The 16,897-nt window shown below is 68.0% G+C and carries 15 protein-coding genes; 3 read left to right on the forward strand and 12 right to left on the reverse strand.

All coding sequences use genetic code 11. From position 1 onward, the window contains the following. Positions 1 to 129 precede the first annotated feature (129 nt). Together OH686_RS12795 and zwf are read right to left on the reverse strand one after the other, a co-directional pair. A complete protein-coding gene (locus tag OH686_RS12795) occupies positions 130 to 648 on the reverse strand; it encodes an Hcp family type VI secretion system effector (protein ID WP_137974499.1) in 519 nt (172 codons plus the stop codon). A 418-nt stretch (positions 649 to 1,066) separates the two neighbouring features. Then, positions 1,067 to 2,494 (reverse strand): glucose-6-phosphate dehydrogenase, encoded by a 1,428-nt coding sequence (gene zwf, locus OH686_RS12800; protein WP_289538950.1) that lies wholly within the window; start codon positions 2,492 to 2,494, stop codon positions 1,067 to 1,069. Between the two features lie 179 nt (positions 2,495 to 2,673). On the opposite strand from zwf, the gene hexR reads away from it, so the two are divergent. From hexR to OH686_RS12815, 3 genes are all read left to right on the forward strand, one after another. Then, positions 2,674 to 3,540, forward strand: a complete 867-nt coding sequence (hexR, locus tag OH686_RS12805) for a transcriptional regulator HexR (protein ID WP_137974501.1) — start codon at positions 2,674 to 2,676, stop codon at positions 3,538 to 3,540. 89 nt (positions 3,541 to 3,629) lie between these two features. After that, positions 3,630 to 3,830 carry a PA3496 family putative envelope integrity protein gene (locus OH686_RS12810; RefSeq protein WP_289533023.1) on the forward strand — a complete coding sequence of 67 codons (201 nt, stop codon included), beginning with the start codon at positions 3,630 to 3,632 and terminating at the stop codon, positions 3,828 to 3,830. A gap of 105 nt (positions 3,831 to 3,935) precedes the next feature. After that, positions 3,936 to 4,943, forward strand: coding sequence for an Ldh family oxidoreductase (locus OH686_RS12815; protein WP_289533025.1), 1,008 nt, complete (start codon positions 3,936 to 3,938; stop codon positions 4,941 to 4,943). Positions 4,944 to 5,091: 148 nt separating this feature from the next. On the opposite strand, the gene OH686_RS12820 is transcribed toward OH686_RS12815, so the two are convergent. From OH686_RS12820 to OH686_RS12865, 10 genes are all read right to left on the reverse strand, one after another. Beyond that, positions 5,092 to 6,675: an aldehyde dehydrogenase (NADP(+)) gene (locus tag OH686_RS12820; RefSeq protein WP_289533026.1), complete on the reverse strand. Its 1,584-nt coding sequence runs from the start codon at positions 6,673 to 6,675 to the stop codon at positions 5,092 to 5,094. 82 nt (positions 6,676 to 6,757) lie between these two features. Further along, positions 6,758 to 7,693, reverse strand: a complete 936-nt coding sequence (locus OH686_RS12825) for a dihydrodipicolinate synthase family protein (RefSeq protein WP_289533027.1) — start codon at positions 7,691 to 7,693, stop codon at positions 6,758 to 6,760. A 144-nt stretch (positions 7,694 to 7,837) separates the two neighbouring features. Then, positions 7,838 to 8,875, reverse strand: coding sequence for a trans-3-hydroxy-L-proline dehydratase (locus tag OH686_RS12830; RefSeq protein ID WP_289533029.1), 1,038 nt, complete (start codon positions 8,873 to 8,875; stop codon positions 7,838 to 7,840). A gap of 9 nt (positions 8,876 to 8,884) precedes the next feature. Further along, a complete protein-coding gene (locus OH686_RS12835) occupies positions 8,885 to 9,607 on the reverse strand; it encodes an amino acid ABC transporter ATP-binding protein (protein WP_137974507.1) in 723 nt (240 codons plus the stop codon). Next, a complete protein-coding gene (locus OH686_RS12840) occupies positions 9,600 to 10,250 on the reverse strand; it encodes an amino acid ABC transporter permease (RefSeq protein WP_137974508.1) in 651 nt (216 codons plus the stop codon). Before OH686_RS12840 ends, OH686_RS12835 begins: the two co-directional genes overlap by 8 nt. A gap of 13 nt (positions 10,251 to 10,263) precedes the next feature. After that, positions 10,264 to 10,929: an amino acid ABC transporter permease gene (locus OH686_RS12845; RefSeq protein ID WP_137974509.1), complete on the reverse strand. Its 666-nt coding sequence runs from the start codon at positions 10,927 to 10,929 to the stop codon at positions 10,264 to 10,266. 3 nt (positions 10,930 to 10,932) lie between these two features. After that, complete coding sequence (gene lhpI / locus OH686_RS12850) at positions 10,933 to 12,705, reverse strand: cis-3-hydroxy-L-proline dehydratase (RefSeq protein WP_502942735.1); 1,773 nt, start codon at positions 12,703 to 12,705, stop codon at positions 10,933 to 10,935. Positions 12,706 to 12,724: 19 nt separating this feature from the next. After that, positions 12,725 to 13,543, reverse strand: coding sequence for an ABC transporter substrate-binding protein (locus OH686_RS12855; protein ID WP_137974511.1), 819 nt, complete (start codon positions 13,541 to 13,543; stop codon positions 12,725 to 12,727). Positions 13,544 to 13,843: 300 nt separating this feature from the next. Further along, positions 13,844 to 14,596 (reverse strand): AraC family transcriptional regulator, encoded by a 753-nt coding sequence (locus OH686_RS12860; protein WP_289533034.1) that lies wholly within the window; start codon positions 14,594 to 14,596, stop codon positions 13,844 to 13,846. Between the two features lie 91 nt (positions 14,597 to 14,687). Further along, entirely contained in the window at positions 14,688 to 16,874 is a 2,187-nt protein-coding gene (locus OH686_RS12865) for a M14 family zinc carboxypeptidase (RefSeq protein WP_289533035.1), read from the reverse strand. Between the last annotated feature and the right edge of the window lie 23 nt (positions 16,875 to 16,897).

The following is a 16,897-nucleotide window of genomic DNA, read 5'->3' on the forward strand; positions in this document are numbered from 1 at the left end:
GGGCATCGGCCAGGAGTGCTGGCCGATGGGGCGGCTCGCTTACCTGCGAGCCCGGGCATTGTCGGCGAGACGGCGGCGGGGCGCGGTGATGCGTGGCGCAAAACCGCGTGCCGCCGGTCGCCTGCGGCCTTAGGCCGAGATCGGCGAACGCCAGTCGTCGGAGCCGGAAGTGCCGGACACTTCGTGGGTCCAGACGATCTTGCGGTAGGTGAAGTAGACGTCTTCCAGGTGGGTGAAGTGGGCCATGGCCGGGTCCTGGCAGTTGGGCATGCGCGACTGCACGTCGACGATCACGGCGTCTTCCAGCTCGATGGTGAAGTAGTGCTCCTGGGTACCGGTGGAGGAGGTACGGAACCACTCCAGACGGCACTTGGACAGACGCTCACCGGAGGTCAGGGAGTTGAAGATCAGCGGCGAGGCCTTGTCGAACACCTTGGTGATCATCAGCGGCTTGTGCACGCGCTGGCCGGTCGGCTGGCCGGACTGCGGGTCGCGCGGGATGATGACCTGGTGGTTGAAGCCCTGGACCAGGATCTGGTCCTCGTGACCTTCCTGGAAGATGTTGCCGACCGAGTCCTCGGTGAAGGTGCCAGCGGTGATCAGGCCTTGCTTGGTGCCTTCGAGGGTCATGTACGCGGGTGTTGGCATGGTGCTCTCCTTGCTATGAGACGAGACCGGTAAGGTCCGGGAGCCTGGAGGAGTACAAGGGGCGTGCCAGAGGGCTGCGGGCCAGGCGTGGCGGAGGTTGCAGCGCGGCTAGAAGAAACCCGGGAGGCGCCTTGTGCGGGACGTCACGGAAGGTTGTGCAATATCTGGCGCAGGGCTGTGCAGGGGGTTGCGCAGGGAGTCGGAGGCCCGTGAATCGGGCTCTGGGGCGTTGCTGAGAGGGGCGCGGTTAGGCGGGTGCGCAAGGAGTTGCGCAGGTGTTAGGCGCGGGTTTCACCCGCCCTACGAGAGTGAGCTGGGATCGTCAGAGTAGCTACACGACCCTCACCCCGGCCCTCTCCCAAGGGGAGAGGGGGCGTGGAGCACGTGAGCTCGCCTCAGGGGGAAAGGTCGATGCTGCTCAGTCTTCCCACTCGCGCCCGGCCAGTTCCAGCAGGGTGTTGGCCTGCTCCGGGCCGTTGCTGCCGGCGGGGTAGGGGCGCGGGTCCTGGTAGTTGTCCTGCCAGCCCTTGAGGATCGGGTCGACCCAGGCCCAGGCCGCTTCTACTTCGTCGCGGCGCATAAATAGCGTCGAGTCGCCCTCGATCACGTCCAGCAGCAGGCGCTCGTAGGCGTCCCAGCGGCGCTTCTGCGGGAATACCCGGGCCAGGTTCAGGTCCAGCTCCATCGGCGTCAGGCGCATGCCCTTGCCCGGGCTCTTGCCCATCAGTTGCAGGGTGATGCGCTCCTCCGGCTGCAGGCTGATGACCAGGCGGTTGGCCTGGCTGCCGTCGAACAGGCGGTGCGGTACCGGCTTGAACTGGATGACGATCTCCGAGCGCTTCTTCGCCATGCGCTTGCCGGTGCGCAGGTAGAACGGCACGCCGGCCCAGCGCCAGTTGTCGATCTCCGCCTGCAGGGCGACGAAGGTCTCGGTGTCGCTGTCGTTGTCGACGTGTTTCTCGAAGTAGTAGGCCGGCACTTCCTGGCCGCCGATCTTGCCGGCCACGTACTGGCCGCGCACGGTCTTGTCGTGCACGTCGAGGCCGGCGATGGGCTTGAGCGCCTCGAGGATCTTCACCTTCTCGTTGCGCACCGACTCGGCGTCGAAGCGCACCGGCGCCTCCATCGCCACCAGGCAGAGCAGCTGCAGCAGGTGGTTCTGCACCATGTCGCGCATGGCGCCGGCGTGGTCGTAGTAGGCGCCGCGATTCTCCACGCCGAGGGTCTCGTTGACGCTGATCTGCACGTGGTCGATGTGCCCGGCGCGCCAGATCGGCTCGAACAGGGCGTTGGCGAAGCGCAGCGCCATGAGGTTCTGCACCGTCTCCTTGCCCAGGTAGTGGTCGATGCGAAACACCTGGGCCTCGCTGAACACCGCGCCGATGGCGGCGTTGATCTCGCGCGCCGACTCTAGCGAATGGCCGATCGGCTTCTCCAGCACGATGCGCGTATCGCTGCCGGCCAGGCCGGCGAGGGCCAGGTTTTCGGCGATGGCCTCGAACAGGTCGGGAGCGGTGGCGAGGTAGTAGATGCGCCCGCGGTTACAGGCGCTGGCACCGAGGAACTTGCCGAGACGGCCGAATTCGGCGGTATGCGACAGATCCATGGTGAAGTAGTCGAGACGTGCGGCGAAGGCCGCCCAGCTGTCGTTGTCGAAGTCGCTGCGCGCCACCTGGGCGCGGACCCGGCGCTCGGCCAGGGCCTGGTACTCGGCGCGGTTCAACAGATTGCGCGCCACCGCCAGGATGCGCATGTCCGGGCTCAGGCGGCCGTCGCGATGCAGGTGGTAGAGCGCCGGCAGCAGCTTGTGCAGGGCCAGGTCACCGGTACCGCCAAACACCAGCATGTCACAAGGGCTGTTCAACGAGAGGCCTCCGGCCGGTTTGCCTGTGCGGGTTGGGCGTTCATGTAGTATAACTACAAGATCACTACAGCCCCGATCATAACAGCCTGGGTGAAACCGCAGCGAGTCGGAGAGTTGCCCGCCGCCGCGGTTTCCATCGAGCCGACAACAGAGCCCTGCCCGTGAATCTTCTGCAGCATATCGCCCAGTCCCGTCACCTGCTCCGCAAGTCCGAACTGAAGGTCGCCGATCACGTCCTGCAGGACCCTTCCGCAGTGATGCACAGCTCCATGGCCGACCTGGCCCACGAGGTCGGCATCAGCGAGCCGACCATCGTGCGCTTCTGTCGCGCCATCGGCTGCAGCGGCTTCCAGGACCTCAAGCTGAAGCTGGCGCAGAGCCTGGCGGCGGGGGCCAGCTTCGGCCAGTTCTCGATCAGCGAGAACGACTCGGTGGCCGATTTCAGCATGAAGATCTTCGACACCACCCTGCATACCCTGATGGAGGTGCGCGAGCGCCTCGACCCGCGCGAGCTGGAGCGGGCCGTCAACGCCATCGCCAATGCCCAGCGCATCGAGTTCTACGGTTTCGGCGCCTCCGGTGCGGTGGCCGCCGATGCCCAGCACAAGTTCTTCCGCCTGCTGCTGACCGCCGCCGCCTACTCTGACCCGCATATGCAGGCGATGAGCGCGGTGACGCTGAAGCCCCACGACGTGGCGATCTGCATCTCCCAGTCCGGCCGCTCCAAGGACCTGCTGATCACCGCCAACCTGGTGCGCGAGTCCGGCGCTACGCTGATCACCCTGTGCCCGAGCCAGACCCCACTGGCCGACCTGGCCACCGTCAACCTGGCCATCGACGTGCAGGAAGACACCGAGATCTACACCCCGCTGACCTCGCGCATCGCCCACCTGGTGGTGATCGACGTGCTGGCCATGGGCGTGGCCATGGCCCGCGGCCCGGACCTGGTCAACCACCTCAAGAGCGTCAAGCGCAGCCTGCGCAGCCTGCGTTTGTCGCCGAAATCGGTGCGCAGCGCCGAGGACTGACCTTCACGCAAGCTTCATCGACGCGCCGTCAAAGCGTCACGCCCAGGCGCGCATGCTGAGCTCCCGGTAAACGGACCAGGAGCGCCGCGATGAACCTGCATCTCGAAGAACCCGTCCACGACAGCAAGACCCGCCGCAAGCTGGAAGACCAGCGCCGCATGGCCTTCCGCCGCGCCATCGAGGAATACGCCGAACAACGCCGGCTGCAGCGGGAGCTCGGTGGCTATCCCGATCTGCTCCCCGCCGATTTCCTGCCGATCACGCGCAGCCCGCAACGCCACGCGGCTTGAGCCCCGTGCGCGGTATGCCGAATTCGGCATGCCGCGTGTGCAAAGTGATCAAGCCTCGGCGTCGGCGACAGGCCACTGTAACGGGCAGACTGCCAGGAGCCCGTTATGACCCGATTGACCCTGACCGAGGCCCATGAGCTGGCCGCCGACATCCTGCGCCACGCCGGTTTCAGCGAGGCCTTCGTGCAGGCCATCGCCGCCACTGTGACCGCCGGCGAGCGCGATGGCTGCACGTCCCACGGCCTATGGCGCCTGCTCGGCATCGTGCGCACGCTCAAGTCCGGCAAGGCGGTGGCCGACGCCGAGCCCGAGGTGATCGACCAGGCGCCATCGCTGGTGCGGGTCGACGCCCATGGCGGCTTCTCCCAGCTGGCCTTCGCCGCCGGCCTGCCGCTGCTGGCCGACAAGGCCCGGCGCAATGGCATCGCCGCCATGGCGATCAACCGCTGCGTGCATTTCTCCGCGCTGTGGGCGGAGATGGAGGCGATCACCGAGCTGGGCCTGGTGGCGCTGGCCTGCAACCCGACCCAGGCCTACGTGGCGCCGGCCGGAGGCAGCCGCCCGCTGTTCGGCACCAACCCCATCGCCTTCGGCTGGCCGCGCGCCGGCGGCCATCCCTTCGTCTTCGATTTCGCCACCAGCGCCGTGGCCCGTGGCGAGATCGAACTGCACCGCCGCTCCGGCGCGGCGCTGCCCGCCGGCTGGGGTGTGGACCGCAACGGCCAGCCGAGCAGCGAGGCCGCCGAGGTGCTCGATCACGGCGCCATGCTGACCTTCGGCGGGCACAAGGGCTCGGCCCTGTCGGCGATGATCGAGCTGATCGCCGGGCCGCTGATCGGCGACCTGACCAGTCTCGAATCCGGCGCCTTCGATGGCGGCGTGAGTGCCCTTCCGTACCACGGCGAACTGATCATCGCCCTCGACCCGCAACGCTTCCTCGGCGAACAGGCCGACCAGCACCTGGCCCGCGCCGAGGCTTTGTTCGAGGCAATCCAGGGCCAGGGTGCGCGGCTGCCGTCGCAGCGCCGCTACGAGGCGCGGGCGAAGAGCCTGGTGGAAGGTGTGGAGATCAACGACGGCCTGTACCGGGATCTGCAGGCGTTGTTGGCGTAGCGGACAGTAGCCCGGGGTCGCCCGAGACACCCTCACCCCAGCCCTCTCCCGGAGGGAGAGGGGGGCTGTTCCCGTAGGCAAAAAAAGCCCCGGCGAACCGGGGCTGAGGGAGAGAAGCGCTGGTGTCTGAGCCGACACAGGTTGTGTTTCAGGCCAGCGATTCCCGCGTGGTAATGCCGTCGACCAGCCGGGCCAGGCCCAGCGGGTTGGCGTTCTTCAGGGCGTCCGGCAGCAGAGCGTCCGGGCAGTTCTGGTAGCACACCGGGCGCAGGAAGCGCTCGATGGCCAGGCTGCCGACCGAGGTGCCGCGCGCATCTGAGGTGGCCGGGTAGGGGCCCCCGTGGACCATGGCGTCGCACACTTCCACGCCGGTTGGATAACCGTTGAACAGCACCCGGCCGACCTTCTGTTCCAGCAGCGGTAGCAGGTCGCCGTGGGCCTCCAGGTCGGCCGGCTCGGCGGTCAGGGTGGCGGTCAGCTGGCCGCGCAGGCCCTGCAGGGCGCGGATCAGCTCGGCCTTGTCGGCCACTTCCACCACCACGGTCACGGGGCCGAACACTTCTTCCTGCAGCAACTCGTCGCCGTTCAGCAGCAGCGCGACATCGGCCTGGAACAGCTGCGGGCGGGCCTGGCGGCCTTCCTGCGGCTGGCCGGCCAGGTGCTTCACCCCCGGGTGAGCGCGTAGCGCGGCCAGGCCGTGCTCGTAGCTGTTCAGGGTGCCGGCGTTGAGCATGGTCTGTGGCGGGCGCTGGCCGATCTCGGCGATCAGGCTGGCGGTGAACACGCTGAAGGCCGGCGAGGCGATGCCGATGACCAGGCCGGGGTTGGTGCAGAACTGGCCGCAGCCCTGCACCACCGAGTCGGCCAGTTCGCGGGCGATCTTCTCGCCGCGGGCCTCGAGGGCGGCGGGCAGCATCAGCACCGGATTGATCGAGCTCATCTCGGCGAACACCGGGATCGGATGCGGGCGCGCGGCGGCCATGTCGCACAGGGCGCGGCCGCCCTTCAGCGAGCCGGTGAAGCCGACCGCCTGGATCGCCGGGTGCTTGACCAGCCACTCGCCGACCCCGCCGCCGTAGACCATGTTGAACACGCCGGCCGGCATGCCGGTGGCCTCGGCGGCGCGGATGATCGCCTGGGCCACCAGCTCGGCGGTGGCCATGTGGCCGCTGTGTGCCTTGAACACCACCGGGCAGCCGGCGGCCAGCGCCGCGGCGGTATCGCCACCGGCGGTGGAGAAGGCCAGCGGGAAGTTGCTGGCGCCGAACACCGCCACCGGGCCGACGCCGGTGCGGTACTGGCGCAGGTCCGGGCGCGGCAGCGGCTGGCGCTCGGGCAGGGCGCGGTCGATGCGTGCGCCGAGGAAGTCGCCGCGGCGCAGCACCTTGGCGAACAGACGCATCTGGCCGCTGGTGCGGCCGCGCTCGCCCTGGATGCGCGCGGCCGGCAGAGCGGTCTCGCGGCACACCAGCTGGACGAAGTCATCGCCGAGGGCGTCGATCTCATTGGCGATGGCGTCGAGGAACTGGGCGCGGCGCTCCGGGCTCAGGGCGCGGAAGGCCGGGTAGGCGGCCTCGGCGGCATGGGCGGCGGCATCCACCTCGGCCTCGGTGGCCTGGTGGAAGCGGTAGGGCAGCGCCTCGCCGGTAGTGGCGTCGAGGCTGTGCAGGATGACCTCACCGGCGGCACTGCGGCCGCCGGCGATGAAGTTGTGGCCGATGGGGGCGGGCATTGTGAGCTCCTGTCGCGGGCCTATGAAGTTGCCATTGCGGATCGGCCGGATGCGCTGGAAGCATCCGGCTGCAGCACGGCGATCAGGCGGCCGACCAGTTGGCGTACCACTGGCGGAACAGCTTGTACTGGGTCTCGGCGTAGTTGCGCTGGGCGTCGCTGAGCACATCGGTCTCGTTGAAGTGCAGGGCGTATTCCTTATCGCCGTTCAGCACCATCAGGTACTTGTAGTAGAGGACCAGGTCGCAGCCCTCGTCGAAGGACGACAGCACGTTCAGCGCCTCGGACAGCTCCAGCGCACGGCGACGGGCCACGGCGTCGCCCTTGGCGGCCTGCTTGCTCAGTTCCACCAGCTGCAGCACTTCGCGCGGCAGGGCGTTGCCGATACCGGTGATGGCGCCGGTCGCGCCGCAATTGACGAAGCCATGCACCACCTGGGTATCGACGCCGGCCATGAGGATCACCTGGTCATCCTGCGAGGTGATGTGCTCGGCGGCGTAGCGCATGTCGGCGGCGCCGCCGAACTCCTTGAAGCCGATCAGGTTGGGGTATTTGCGACGCAGCTTGAAGAACAGCTCGGCGCGGGTGGCGAAGCCGTAGTACGGGCTGTTGTAGATCACGGCCGGCAGCTTCGGCGCCGCCTCGAGAATGGCGGCGAAGTGCGCTTCCTGGGCGGCTGGCGAGGCGCCACGGGACAGCACGCGGGGGATGACCATCAGGCCGTGGGCGCCGACCTTGGCGGCGTGAGCGGCGTGGGACACCGCTTCGCGGCTGTTCACCGCACCGGTGCCGACGATGGTCGGGATGCCGGCGGCGACCAGACGCGCCACCCCTTCCTGGCGTTCGGCCTCGGTGAGCAACGGCCAGTCGCCCATGGAGCCGCAGTAGACCACGGCGCTCATGCCGGCCTCGATCAGCTGCTTGCCCTTGCGCACCAGGGCGTCGAAGTCCGGCTTGCGCTCGGCGGTGCAGGGCGTCATCAGGGCGGGGATGGTGCCGGTGAAGATGTTGCTGCTCATGCTGTTTGCCTCCTGGGCAGAGTCAAAGTATTTCGTATACGAAAGCAAAGGGTCGTTCTACGCCCTTGTTTCCATGGGATTGGGCCTGGGCCCGGTTCATAACGCCGGCGAGGCGGCGGTTTCAGATCTGCAAAAAAACGAGTGTTACGGCTTCGGCTCGACCGGCCAGGTATCCGAGAGGCGGTAACCGCCCGGCCATGGGTCGCTCGGGTCGAGCAGGTGCTGGTGGGTACCGGTGATCCAGGCCCGGCCGGACAGGCAGGGGTGGATGGCCGGGCGCCCGGCGACTTCGGTGACGCCGGCGATGCGGCAGTGGAACTCGGAGCCGATGATCGAGCGGCCGACGAAGCGTTCACCGTCCTGCATCTGGCCCTTGGCGTGCAGCACCGCCATGCGCGCCGAGCAGCCGGTGCCGCAGGGCGAGCGGTCGATCTTGCCGGGGCGGATTACCACCGCGTTGGCGGCGGTCAGCACGCCGTCGATGCGCTCCAGCGGCGCGGCGATCTGGCAGAAGGAGATGTGGTCCCAGTCCTTGTTCAGCGGATGCACGAAGCCCAGCTGCTCGTTGGCCGCGCGGGTGATCTTCAGGCCCGTGGCGACCAGGTCGGCGGCCTCGTCGGCAGTGAGGGCGAAGCCCAGGGTGCGCGCATCGGCGATGACGAAGCTGTCGCCGCCGTAGGCGGTGTCGACCTTCAGCGTACCGAGGCCCTCGACCTCGATCATGGCGTCCAGCCTGTCGGCGAAGGACGGCACGTTCTTCACCTCGACGCGCTGCACCTTGCCGTCACGGCACTGGGCCACGGCCTCGATCAGGCCGCCCGGCGCCTCCAGCACCAGCCGCGTTTCCGGCTCGCTCATCGGCAGGATGCCGCTGTCGAGCAGCACGGTGGACACGCACAGCGAGTTGGAACCGGACATGGGCGGCGTGTCGGCCGGCTCCATGATGATCCAGGCCATCTGCGCCCGCGGGTCCTTGGCCGGCACCAGCAAGTTGACGTGGCGGAACACGCCGCCGCGCGGCTCGTTCAGCACGAAGTTGCGCAGCTCCTGGTCGCGGGCGATCCAGCGCGACTGTTCCCACAGGGTGGCGCCCGGCGGCGGCGCGACGCCACCGACGATGACATCACCGACCTCGCCCTCGGCGTGGCAGCTGACCACATGGATAACCTTGCTCGAACGCATTGCTTCCCCCTACAGGACCGACTTCAGGAAGTCCGCGGTCTCCGGCTTCTGCGGGTTGCCGATGACCTGGTCGGGCGAGCCGATCTCGTGCACCAGACCGTTGCGGAAGAACGCCACGCGGTCGGACACATCGCGGGCGAAGCGGATCTCGTGGGTGACCAGGATCATGGTCATGCCTTCCTCGGCGAGCAGGCGCATGGTGTCCAGCACCTCGCCCACCAGCTGCGGGTCGAGGGCGCTGGTGGCCTCGTCGAACAGCATGTAGTCCGGGCTCATGGCCAGGGCGCGGGCAATCGCCATGCGCTGCTGCTGGCCGCCGGAGAGCTTGCTGGGGAACACCTTGAGCTTGTCGCCCAGGCCGACGTGGGTCAGCTGCTTCACCGCCAGGGCCTCGGCCTCTTCCTTGCTCTTGCCGAGCACCTTGCGCGGCGCCAGCATCACGTTCTCCAACACGGTCAGGTGCGGGAAGGCGTTCCACTGCTGGAACACGATGCCGATCTTCTGCCGCAGCTTGTTGAGGTCGGTGCCCGGTGCGTGCACCTCGGTGCCGTCGACGCGGATGCTGCCCTTCTGGATCGGCTCCAGGCCGTTGATGCACATCAGCAGGGTCGACTTGCCGGAGCCGGAGCCGCCGATGATCGACACCACCTCGCCCTTGTTCACCGTCAGGCTGACGCCCTTGATGACCTCGAGGTCGGCGAAGGATTTGTAGACGTTGTCGATCTCAATCATTTTCCTGCCACCTTTTTTCCAGCCGGGCGCCCAGACGGGCCACCACCAGGCTCATGACGTAGTAGATGAGGCCGGCGATGCACAGCACCAGCAGCGGCTCCTGAATTCGCGTAACGATGGTCTGCGAGGCGCGTAGCAACTCGACGATGCCGATCCACATGACCAGGGCGGTGTCCTTCATCACCGACAGCACCAGGTTTAGCCAGCCGGGGAAGGCCACGCGGGTGGCGATCGGCAGCACGATATGGCGCAGGTCCTGCCAGTAGCTCATGCCCAGCGAGCGCGAGGCGCGGCGCAGGTTGGCCGGCACGGCGAGCACGCCGCTGCGGACGATCTCGGTGCAGAACGAGGCGGCATACACGCCGAGCACGATGCAGCCGACGGCGAAGGCGCTGATGTCGAGGCCGGCGATGCTCTTCAGCGCGTTGAACAGGACGAACTGGATCAGCAGCGGCACGCTGCGGAACACGTCCAGCACCCAGGCCAGCGGCAGGGTGGCGCGGGGCAGGGTGGCGCGCAGCAGGCCGAACAGCACGCCGGCGAGAGTGCCGATCAGCATGGCGCCGACGGTCAGTTCCAGGGTGACCCATGCGCCCTTGAGCAGGAACAGCAGATCGTTGGAGGTGAGACTGGTTTCGAACATGCTCAGTCCTTCCTCAGTAGCGGAACAGGCGCCAGGCCATCAGGCGTGCGACGAGCACGATGGTCTTGGCGATCAGGTAATAGAGCACCGCCGCCAGGGCGAAGTACTCGAAGGTGCGGAAGGTCTTCACGTTGAAGTCCTGGGTCACGCCGGTCAGGTCGTTGTTCAACCCGACGATCACGCCCAGCGACGTCATCAGCACGGCCCAGACCATCTGGTTGGACAGGGGGTAGAAGACGATGCGCAGCAGCTGCGGAATGATGATCATCCGGTAGGCCTGGAAGGCGCTCATGCCCAGCGAACGCGCCGCGCGCATCTGCGTGTCGGGCACCGCCTTGAGGCCGCCGCGGAAGTTCTCCGCCAGGTAGCCGGCGTTGTTGAAGGTGATCCCGGCGAGCAGGGCGACCCACGAGCTGACGTGCAGGCCGAAGCTGCCGAGGCCGAAGTAGAGGATGTAGATCTGGAACAGCGACGGGGTGTTGCGGGCGATGGACACCCAGGTGTTGGCGAAATGCCGGGGCACCGGGTGCTGCATCTGCCGCATTACCGTCAGCAGCAGGGCGATCAGGGTGCCGAGGAGCATCGACAGGGCTGCCGTCTCCAGGGTGACCCAGGCGCCTGCCAGCATGTCCGGCAAGGCCTTGAACGCCGAGCGCCAGTGGAAGGTGTAATCGAACATCGATCAGCGATTTCCTTGTGGGTGATGGCCCAGCCAGGCCGGGAGCTGTCCTTGGTTGTGCCCGGTGCAGGCGGCCTCGACGCAGGCGGCGAGGTTGCCGAAGTGCACGTGCCGGCCGACCAGGCCGGGGGCGTAGTGGGCGTACTTGCCCGAGTTGGTCATCAGGGTGCGGCTGCCCGGCGGCACGACCGGCTCGCCGAGCATGCACCAGCAGGTGTCGGTCACCAGGCGCGCCCCGAATCTTTCCAGCGTAGCCACATGCCCGGCCTGCACTGCCCGCTCGTGCACGGCGCGGCCGCAGGTCACCACCAGGGCGGTGTCCGGGTGCTTGTGACGGCCGGCACAGAGGTCGGCCAGGGCGGCCAGCTCGCTGCTGGAGAAGTGCGGGTTGCCCAGGGCCACCAGCTCGACGCGGGGCGACTCGGCGCTGTTGAGTTCCCACCAGCTGTCCAGCAGCTCGGCGATGGTCACCCGCAGGTGCTTGGCCGGAGCCTTGCCGCCGAGGGCGCTGGCCACGTCTGGCGCCTCCGGGGTGATGCCGGCGATATGGAACATGGGCGCCGCCGAGGTGGTGGCGAAGGCGGCGCCGAAGGCCTTGAGCGCGTCGCTGTCGGCGGCGCTGCGCTCCAGCCCGCAGAGCAGCGGGATGTCGCTGCCGGCCAGCAGGCCGACGTGGTAGCCGAGCAGCGGCCAGAAGCTGTCATCCGGCTGCTGCGGCGTTTCCACCTCGATCAGCAGGCTGGCGTGGCGGCCCTCGTCCAGGTGGCTGCCGCTACGCGGCGCGCGCCCGGTGAGGGCGATGCAGATGTCCAGGTAGTCCGGGTACTTGAGGGTACGGGCGCCGAGCACGCTGTTGGCGTAGACCACCGCGTTGGACTCGGCCCAGACGATCTGCTCGCCGGCCTTGGGCGCGCTGTCCAGCAGATAGGGCGCGCAGGTGTAGCTGAGCGCCGCGCCCATGGCCATGTACACGTCGCCGAGGGCGCTGGCCGGCTCGCCGAACGCCGGGTCGATGCCGAGGGCGCGCCACTGGCGCTGGTCCACCGAGATCGAGTTGAGCGTGGTCGGCACGCAGACCCTGGCGTCCCAGTCCAGCAGCTGCTGGGCGAAGCGCAGGCAGGCCGGGCCGGTGTAGATGCAGCCGTCGATATGCGCCTGGGTCACGTCGAGCAGCTCGCGGGCGCCCTGCAGCTCGGCCATGCGCAGCACCAGCTGCATCGCCACCTGGGCCGCCTTGCCGTGCTCGCCGGCGAGCAGGGCGCGGTCGCGTTCGCTCAGCCGAATGCCTTCGGGTTGCGTAGCGGCATGGGCGATGGGCGTGGCGCGCCAGCCGTCGTCCGGCGCCGCGGCGAACACCTGCAGGCGCTCGCCGTCGACCCGCACGGTGGCGCCGGCATGGGCGGCCAGCTCGGCGAAGGCCGCGTGGCCGACGCACAGCACCGGCAGCTGGACGTCGAAGACATGCTCGGCGACCAGGGCGCCGAGGCTGAGAATCTCGTCGGGTTCGGCCAGCACCAGGGCTGCCGGTGCCGGACCGTTGAGGATCAGTTCCAGCAGGACGCTGCTACCGGTGCAGGAGCCGCGTCCGCTGGGAATGGCCAGCACGCGCCCGGCCAGGGATTGCCCGCTCAGCGGATGGTGTCGGTCGATCACCTCGCCGCTGAACGGGTCGACGCCGCCCCAGAAGCTCAGGCCCAGGTCGGCATACAGCAGAGGCCCCTGGCCCCTGCCGTGCACCAGGCTGCGGCCGTCGATGCGGACTGCGGACATCGTCATCTCTCCCGGGCGCGCCTGATCAGTAGTACACGCCAGGCACGGTCAGGTTGGCCGGCTTGATCTCGTCGCCGACCCACTTCTTCCACAGCTCGTCGTAGCGGCCGTTACGCACCTGCTGGTTGACGAACAGGTTGAGGTAGTTGAGCAGGCCGTACTCGCTGCGCTTGGCGGCCAGGGACACGTAGTCGACGACATAGGGCGCGTCGCCGGCGACTTTCAGGCCCTTGTACTTGCCGGACTTGAGGGTGGCGGCGGCCACGGTGTTGGTCACCACGGTGGCGTCGATATGACCCTGGGCCACGGCGAGGATGGTGTCGTTCTGCGACTGGTAGGCGCGGAAGCTGCCTTCACCCCAGGCCTTCTGGTCTTTCTCCAGGGCGATGGCCTCGTAGGTGCCGCTGGTGTTGCCCAGCTTCTTGCCCTTGAGGTCGGCGTAGCTGTTCACCCCGGCGTCTTCGCGGGTCAGCACGACCATCTGGAAGGCGAAGTAGGGGATGGTCATGCCCACGGTCTTGGCGCGCTCCAGGGTGTCGGAGGTGGAGGCGACGATGATGTCGGCGCGGCCGGAGACCAGGGCCGGGATGCGGTCGGGGAAGGGCGTTTCGACCACTTCCGGTTCCACGCCGAGGACCTTGGCCAGGTCGGCACAGTAGTCCACGTCGAAGCCGGCCGGGTTGTTGTCGGCGTCGCGGAAGCCCATGGGCGGGAAGTCCAGGGTCACGGCGCAGCGCAGTTTGCCGGACTCGATGATGTCGTCGAGCTTGTCGGCCTGGGCGGTCACGGCCAGGGAGGAGGTCAGTACGGTGCTGAGGGCAAGAGCGAGAGTCTTACGGTTCATGTGCAGCCTCGTGTGTCTGAAGGATTGGCAGTTGGATCTGGGTATCTTGAATTTCGTATACGATATTTGATTAGCAAGGGCTGTGCCGGATCGTCCGTGGCAGACGCGAAAACCGCCCAGCCCGCGCCACATCGGCCCGGGCGGACCAACGCAGCGGTGGTGGAAAGACTAGCCGGGCGTTTTCGTGACCGCCCGGTGTTACATAAGGAAGCATGGATTCCCCAGACATGCCCCCAAACGGAACACGCCGGGTAGCGACTGGGTTGCACCTATTGCTACCGGAAGGGCGCGCAGCGGGTATCAGGGGTTGCGATGGGAGTCGCGATACTGGCTGGGGGAGAGGCCGGTGAGGGCCTTGAACTGGCGGCTGAAGGCGCTGTGGTCGGTGTAGCCGCAGCGCAGGGCGATCTCGGTGATCGGCAGCTCGCCGAGCAGCAGTTGCGAGGCCGCGCCCAGGCGCGCCTTGTGGATCATCTGCCGCGGGGTGAGCTGGAAGATGCGCTTGCAGTGGCGCTCCAGCTGCGCCACCGAGAGCCCGGCGATGGCGGTCAGCTCGGCCAGGCTGAGGGGCTGGGCGTAGTGCCGGCGGATGTGCTCGTCCACCGCCGCCAGCTTCTGGTAGGCCGGATGCGCGGCCTGGGCCGCCGGCAGGTCGCAGGAGATGCCGGCCATGCCAATGATGCGGCCCTCGGCGTTACGCAGGGCCAGCTTGTGGGTCAGGCACCAGCCGGGCTGGCGGCCGGGGTAGAGGTGTAGCTCCAGTTGGTCCTCGAGGCCGTTGCCGGTATCCAGCACCTGCAGGTCCTGGGCGGTATACAGCGGGCCGAAGCGCGAGGGGAAGACTTCCTCGGCGGTGCGCCCGAGCAGTTCGTCCTTGCTGGCGAAGCCGCAGCGGGTGGCCAGGGTCTGGTTGACCAGCACGTAGCGCGCCTGCGGATCCTTGATGAAGAACACCACGCCGGGCATTGCGTCCAGCAGCGGGGCGACGGCGCCAAGGCTGGCGAGCAGGGTGGGCAGATCGGCAGGGGATGGTTGCGGCAGCAGGTCGAGCATGGCAATCGGGCACTGGCCTGGAAGGCGCCCATTCTGCGCAGCGCAGGGTGGCGGGGACAAGCGGCCCACCCGCAGGCGGGCCGCTGATGCGTTACGGCAGACGCACGCTGTAGTCCTCCACTTCGCCGTAGTTGAAGGTGCCGCAGGGCACGGGTGCCGCGTTGTAGCGCATGGCGATGCGCAGGCGCGTCTTGCCGGCCGGGGCGTTGGCCGGAATGGTCAGGTTGCCGGTGGCCACGGTGCTGAGGGCGCGGCCGGAGCTGTACACCTCTTCGCCGGCGTCGAAGAAGTCGCCGTCCTTGTTCAGGTCGACCCAGGCCTTCCAGTACTCGGCGTAGGCGCGGCCGGAGAACTGCGGGGTCAGGCGCAGGCTGTTGGCGCCACGCTGCAGGTCGATCACCTGGGCGGTGAAGTCGCTGTAGGTGCTGGCGCCGGAGCTGCGGCTGAAGGTGCCGACCTGGACCTGGCCGATCCACTCGGAAGCGGAGTTGCCACTGGCGGCGCTGCAGTAGGTGGGCTGCGGCGTGCCTTCGCCGATCACCAGGAAGCTGGAGCTGACCGCGCCCCAGCTGCCGCCGGCGTCACGGGCGCGCACGTAGACCAGGTGCTTGCCGGTGGCCAGGCCGGTGGTGTCCAGGGTGCCGGTCAGGTTCTCGGTCTTGGCGTTGAAGGCACCGTCCAGCGGCTGCAGGACGACGGGCGTGGCGCCGGATTCCCAGGGCGCCTTGTCGATGTAGTACTCGGCGGCCGCGATGTTCTGCGTCGCCTCGGTGCCATTGGCGGTGCTGAAGCGCAGGTCGCTGGCACTTGCCGACAGGGTCACCGGCGTGCCGGCCGGTACTCCCGTGCTGGCGGCGCCACCGCTGAGGACTACGCTGGCCACGTCCGGCCCGGCCGGGGTGATGTAGGGTGTGCGCACCACCTTGGCGGCATAGATCAGCGCCGGCAGGTTCTTCGGCTTCACCGTGTTCTGGTACACGGCGCAGCTCTGGAAGAACTGGGTGCCCAGCTCGAAGGTGAAGGCGGCCACGCCCAGCTCGCCATAGCTGATGCCGTCGCTGGTGCCGTCGGTGGGATAGAGGCCGACCGACTGCTGCGGGGTGTAGCCGTTGAAGAAGGCGAACTTGCGGCCCAGGGTCTGCAGCGCCGTGCCGTTGGGCGCGGCCTGGCTGGTGTCGCCCCAGGGCCAGAGCACCAGCTCGCTGTAGCTGTGGATGTCCAGGTGGATGCCGCTGGTGCTGCTCGGCGCCGCATCGCCGCGGTTGGGCCCGCGGCGGTCCGGCCAGATGCTGCGCGCATAGGCCTCCAGGGCCTGCACTTCCGGCTCGGAGCCGGCGCTGGGGCCGCGGTAGGTGTCGTTGCACTGGTCGCCGCTGGAGCCCTGGCCGTTGGTGCTGTTCCAGCCGAAGGTGAAGTTGCGGTTGAGGTCGGCGCCGCGGCTGTTGCTGTTCGGCCCGCAGTAGTTCTGGTTGGTGTTCTTGCGCCAGGACAGCCCGGTCTCGGCCTTCTTGCGCCCGTCCGGGTTGGTCTGCAGCAGCAGATGCACTTCGTGGTGATCGAGGATCCAAGTGGCGTCCGGGTCCACCCCGTAGCCGTCCACCAGCCAGCGGGCGAAGGCCAGCACCAGCGGCGCGGTGGTGTACTCGCGGGCGTGGATGGCGCTGTTGATCAGCAGCTTGGGCTTGTCGCCGGGCTTGTTCTGGTTGGTCAGCTTGAGCACGCCGATGTCGTAGCCGCCCAGACCCTGGGTCTTCTCCCAGGACTGGCCGACGGTCAGCCACTGGGCCAGTTGCGGGTGCGTGCTGGCCATGCCGGCGGCGGCCGCGTAGGTCTCTTCCACCGTCTCGTAGCAAGCGTAGCCGGGCACGCTGGCGATGCCCGCGTCGCTGGCCGCCGCGCTGGTGCTCAGGCTGCGCTGCTGCAGGCGTTGCTGGATATTGCCGAGGATCTGGTTGCGCTTGGCGATGAAGTCGTCGGCCACCTGGAAGGTGAAGCCGAACACGGCCAGCTTCTCCTGTTCTTCGGCGGTCAGCTCCATGATCAGGTAACCCTGCTCATAGTGCGATTCGAGCAACTGGCCGTGGAAGCTGATGGCGGCCTTGCGGGCGATATCCAGATTGGGGAAGAACGCCTTGTACACCTGGTTGGCGGCCTTCTCCTGTTCCAGCAGGAGGAAGTCTTCCTGGACCTGGGCCTCGTTGTTGGCCTGAGCGTTTTGCAGCATGCAGAGGGTGGCGATGCCCGCGCCGATGGCGAGCGTGAGGTTCCGCTTTATCATTCTTGCTGTTCCTGTCCATGTAG

The organism is Pseudomonas sp. SO81, from assembly GCF_030374125.1.
In the GTDB taxonomy this organism is placed as follows: domain Bacteria; phylum Pseudomonadota; class Gammaproteobacteria; order Pseudomonadales; family Pseudomonadaceae; genus Aquipseudomonas.

Coding starts and splice junctions, on each gene's coding strand:
- OH686_RS12795 (WP_137974499.1), bottom strand. CDS start 648: ATGCCAACACCCGCGTACATGACCCTCGAAGGCACCAAGCAAGGCCTG.
- OH686_RS12820 (WP_289533026.1), bottom strand. CDS start 6,675: ATGCCCGCCCCCATCGGCCACAACTTCATCGCCGGCGGCCGCAGTGCC.
- OH686_RS12845 (WP_137974509.1), bottom strand. CDS start 10,929: ATGTTCGATTACACCTTCCACTGGCGCTCGGCGTTCAAGGCCTTGCCG.
- OH686_RS12835 (WP_137974507.1), bottom strand. CDS start 9,607: ATGATTGAGATCGACAACGTCTACAAATCCTTCGCCGACCTCGAGGTC.
- OH686_RS12810 (WP_289533023.1), top strand. CDS start 3,630: ATGAACCTGCATCTCGAAGAACCCGTCCACGACAGCAAGACCCGCCGC.
- OH686_RS12825 (WP_289533027.1), bottom strand. CDS start 7,693: ATGAGCAGCAACATCTTCACCGGCACCATCCCCGCCCTGATGACGCCC.
- OH686_RS12855 (WP_137974511.1), bottom strand. CDS start 13,543: ATGAACCGTAAGACTCTCGCTCTTGCCCTCAGCACCGTACTGACCTCC.
- OH686_RS12865 (WP_289533035.1), bottom strand. CDS start 16,874: ATGATAAAGCGGAACCTCACGCTCGCCATCGGCGCGGGCATCGCCACC.
- lhpI (WP_502942735.1), bottom strand. CDS start 12,705: ATGACGATGTCCGCAGTCCGCATCGACGGCCGCAGCCTGGTGCACGGC.
- OH686_RS12830 (WP_289533029.1), bottom strand. CDS start 8,875: ATGCGTTCGAGCAAGGTTATCCATGTGGTCAGCTGCCACGCCGAGGGC.
- OH686_RS12840 (WP_137974508.1), bottom strand. CDS start 10,250: ATGTTCGAAACCAGTCTCACCTCCAACGATCTGCTGTTCCTGCTCAAG.
- zwf (WP_289538950.1), bottom strand. CDS start 2,494: ATGCTGGTGTTTGGCGGTACCGGTGACCTGGCCCTGCACAAGCTGCTG.
- OH686_RS12815 (WP_289533025.1), top strand. CDS start 3,936: ATGACCCGATTGACCCTGACCGAGGCCCATGAGCTGGCCGCCGACATC.
- OH686_RS12860 (WP_289533034.1), bottom strand. CDS start 14,596: ATGCTCGACCTGCTGCCGCAACCATCCCCTGCCGATCTGCCCACCCTG.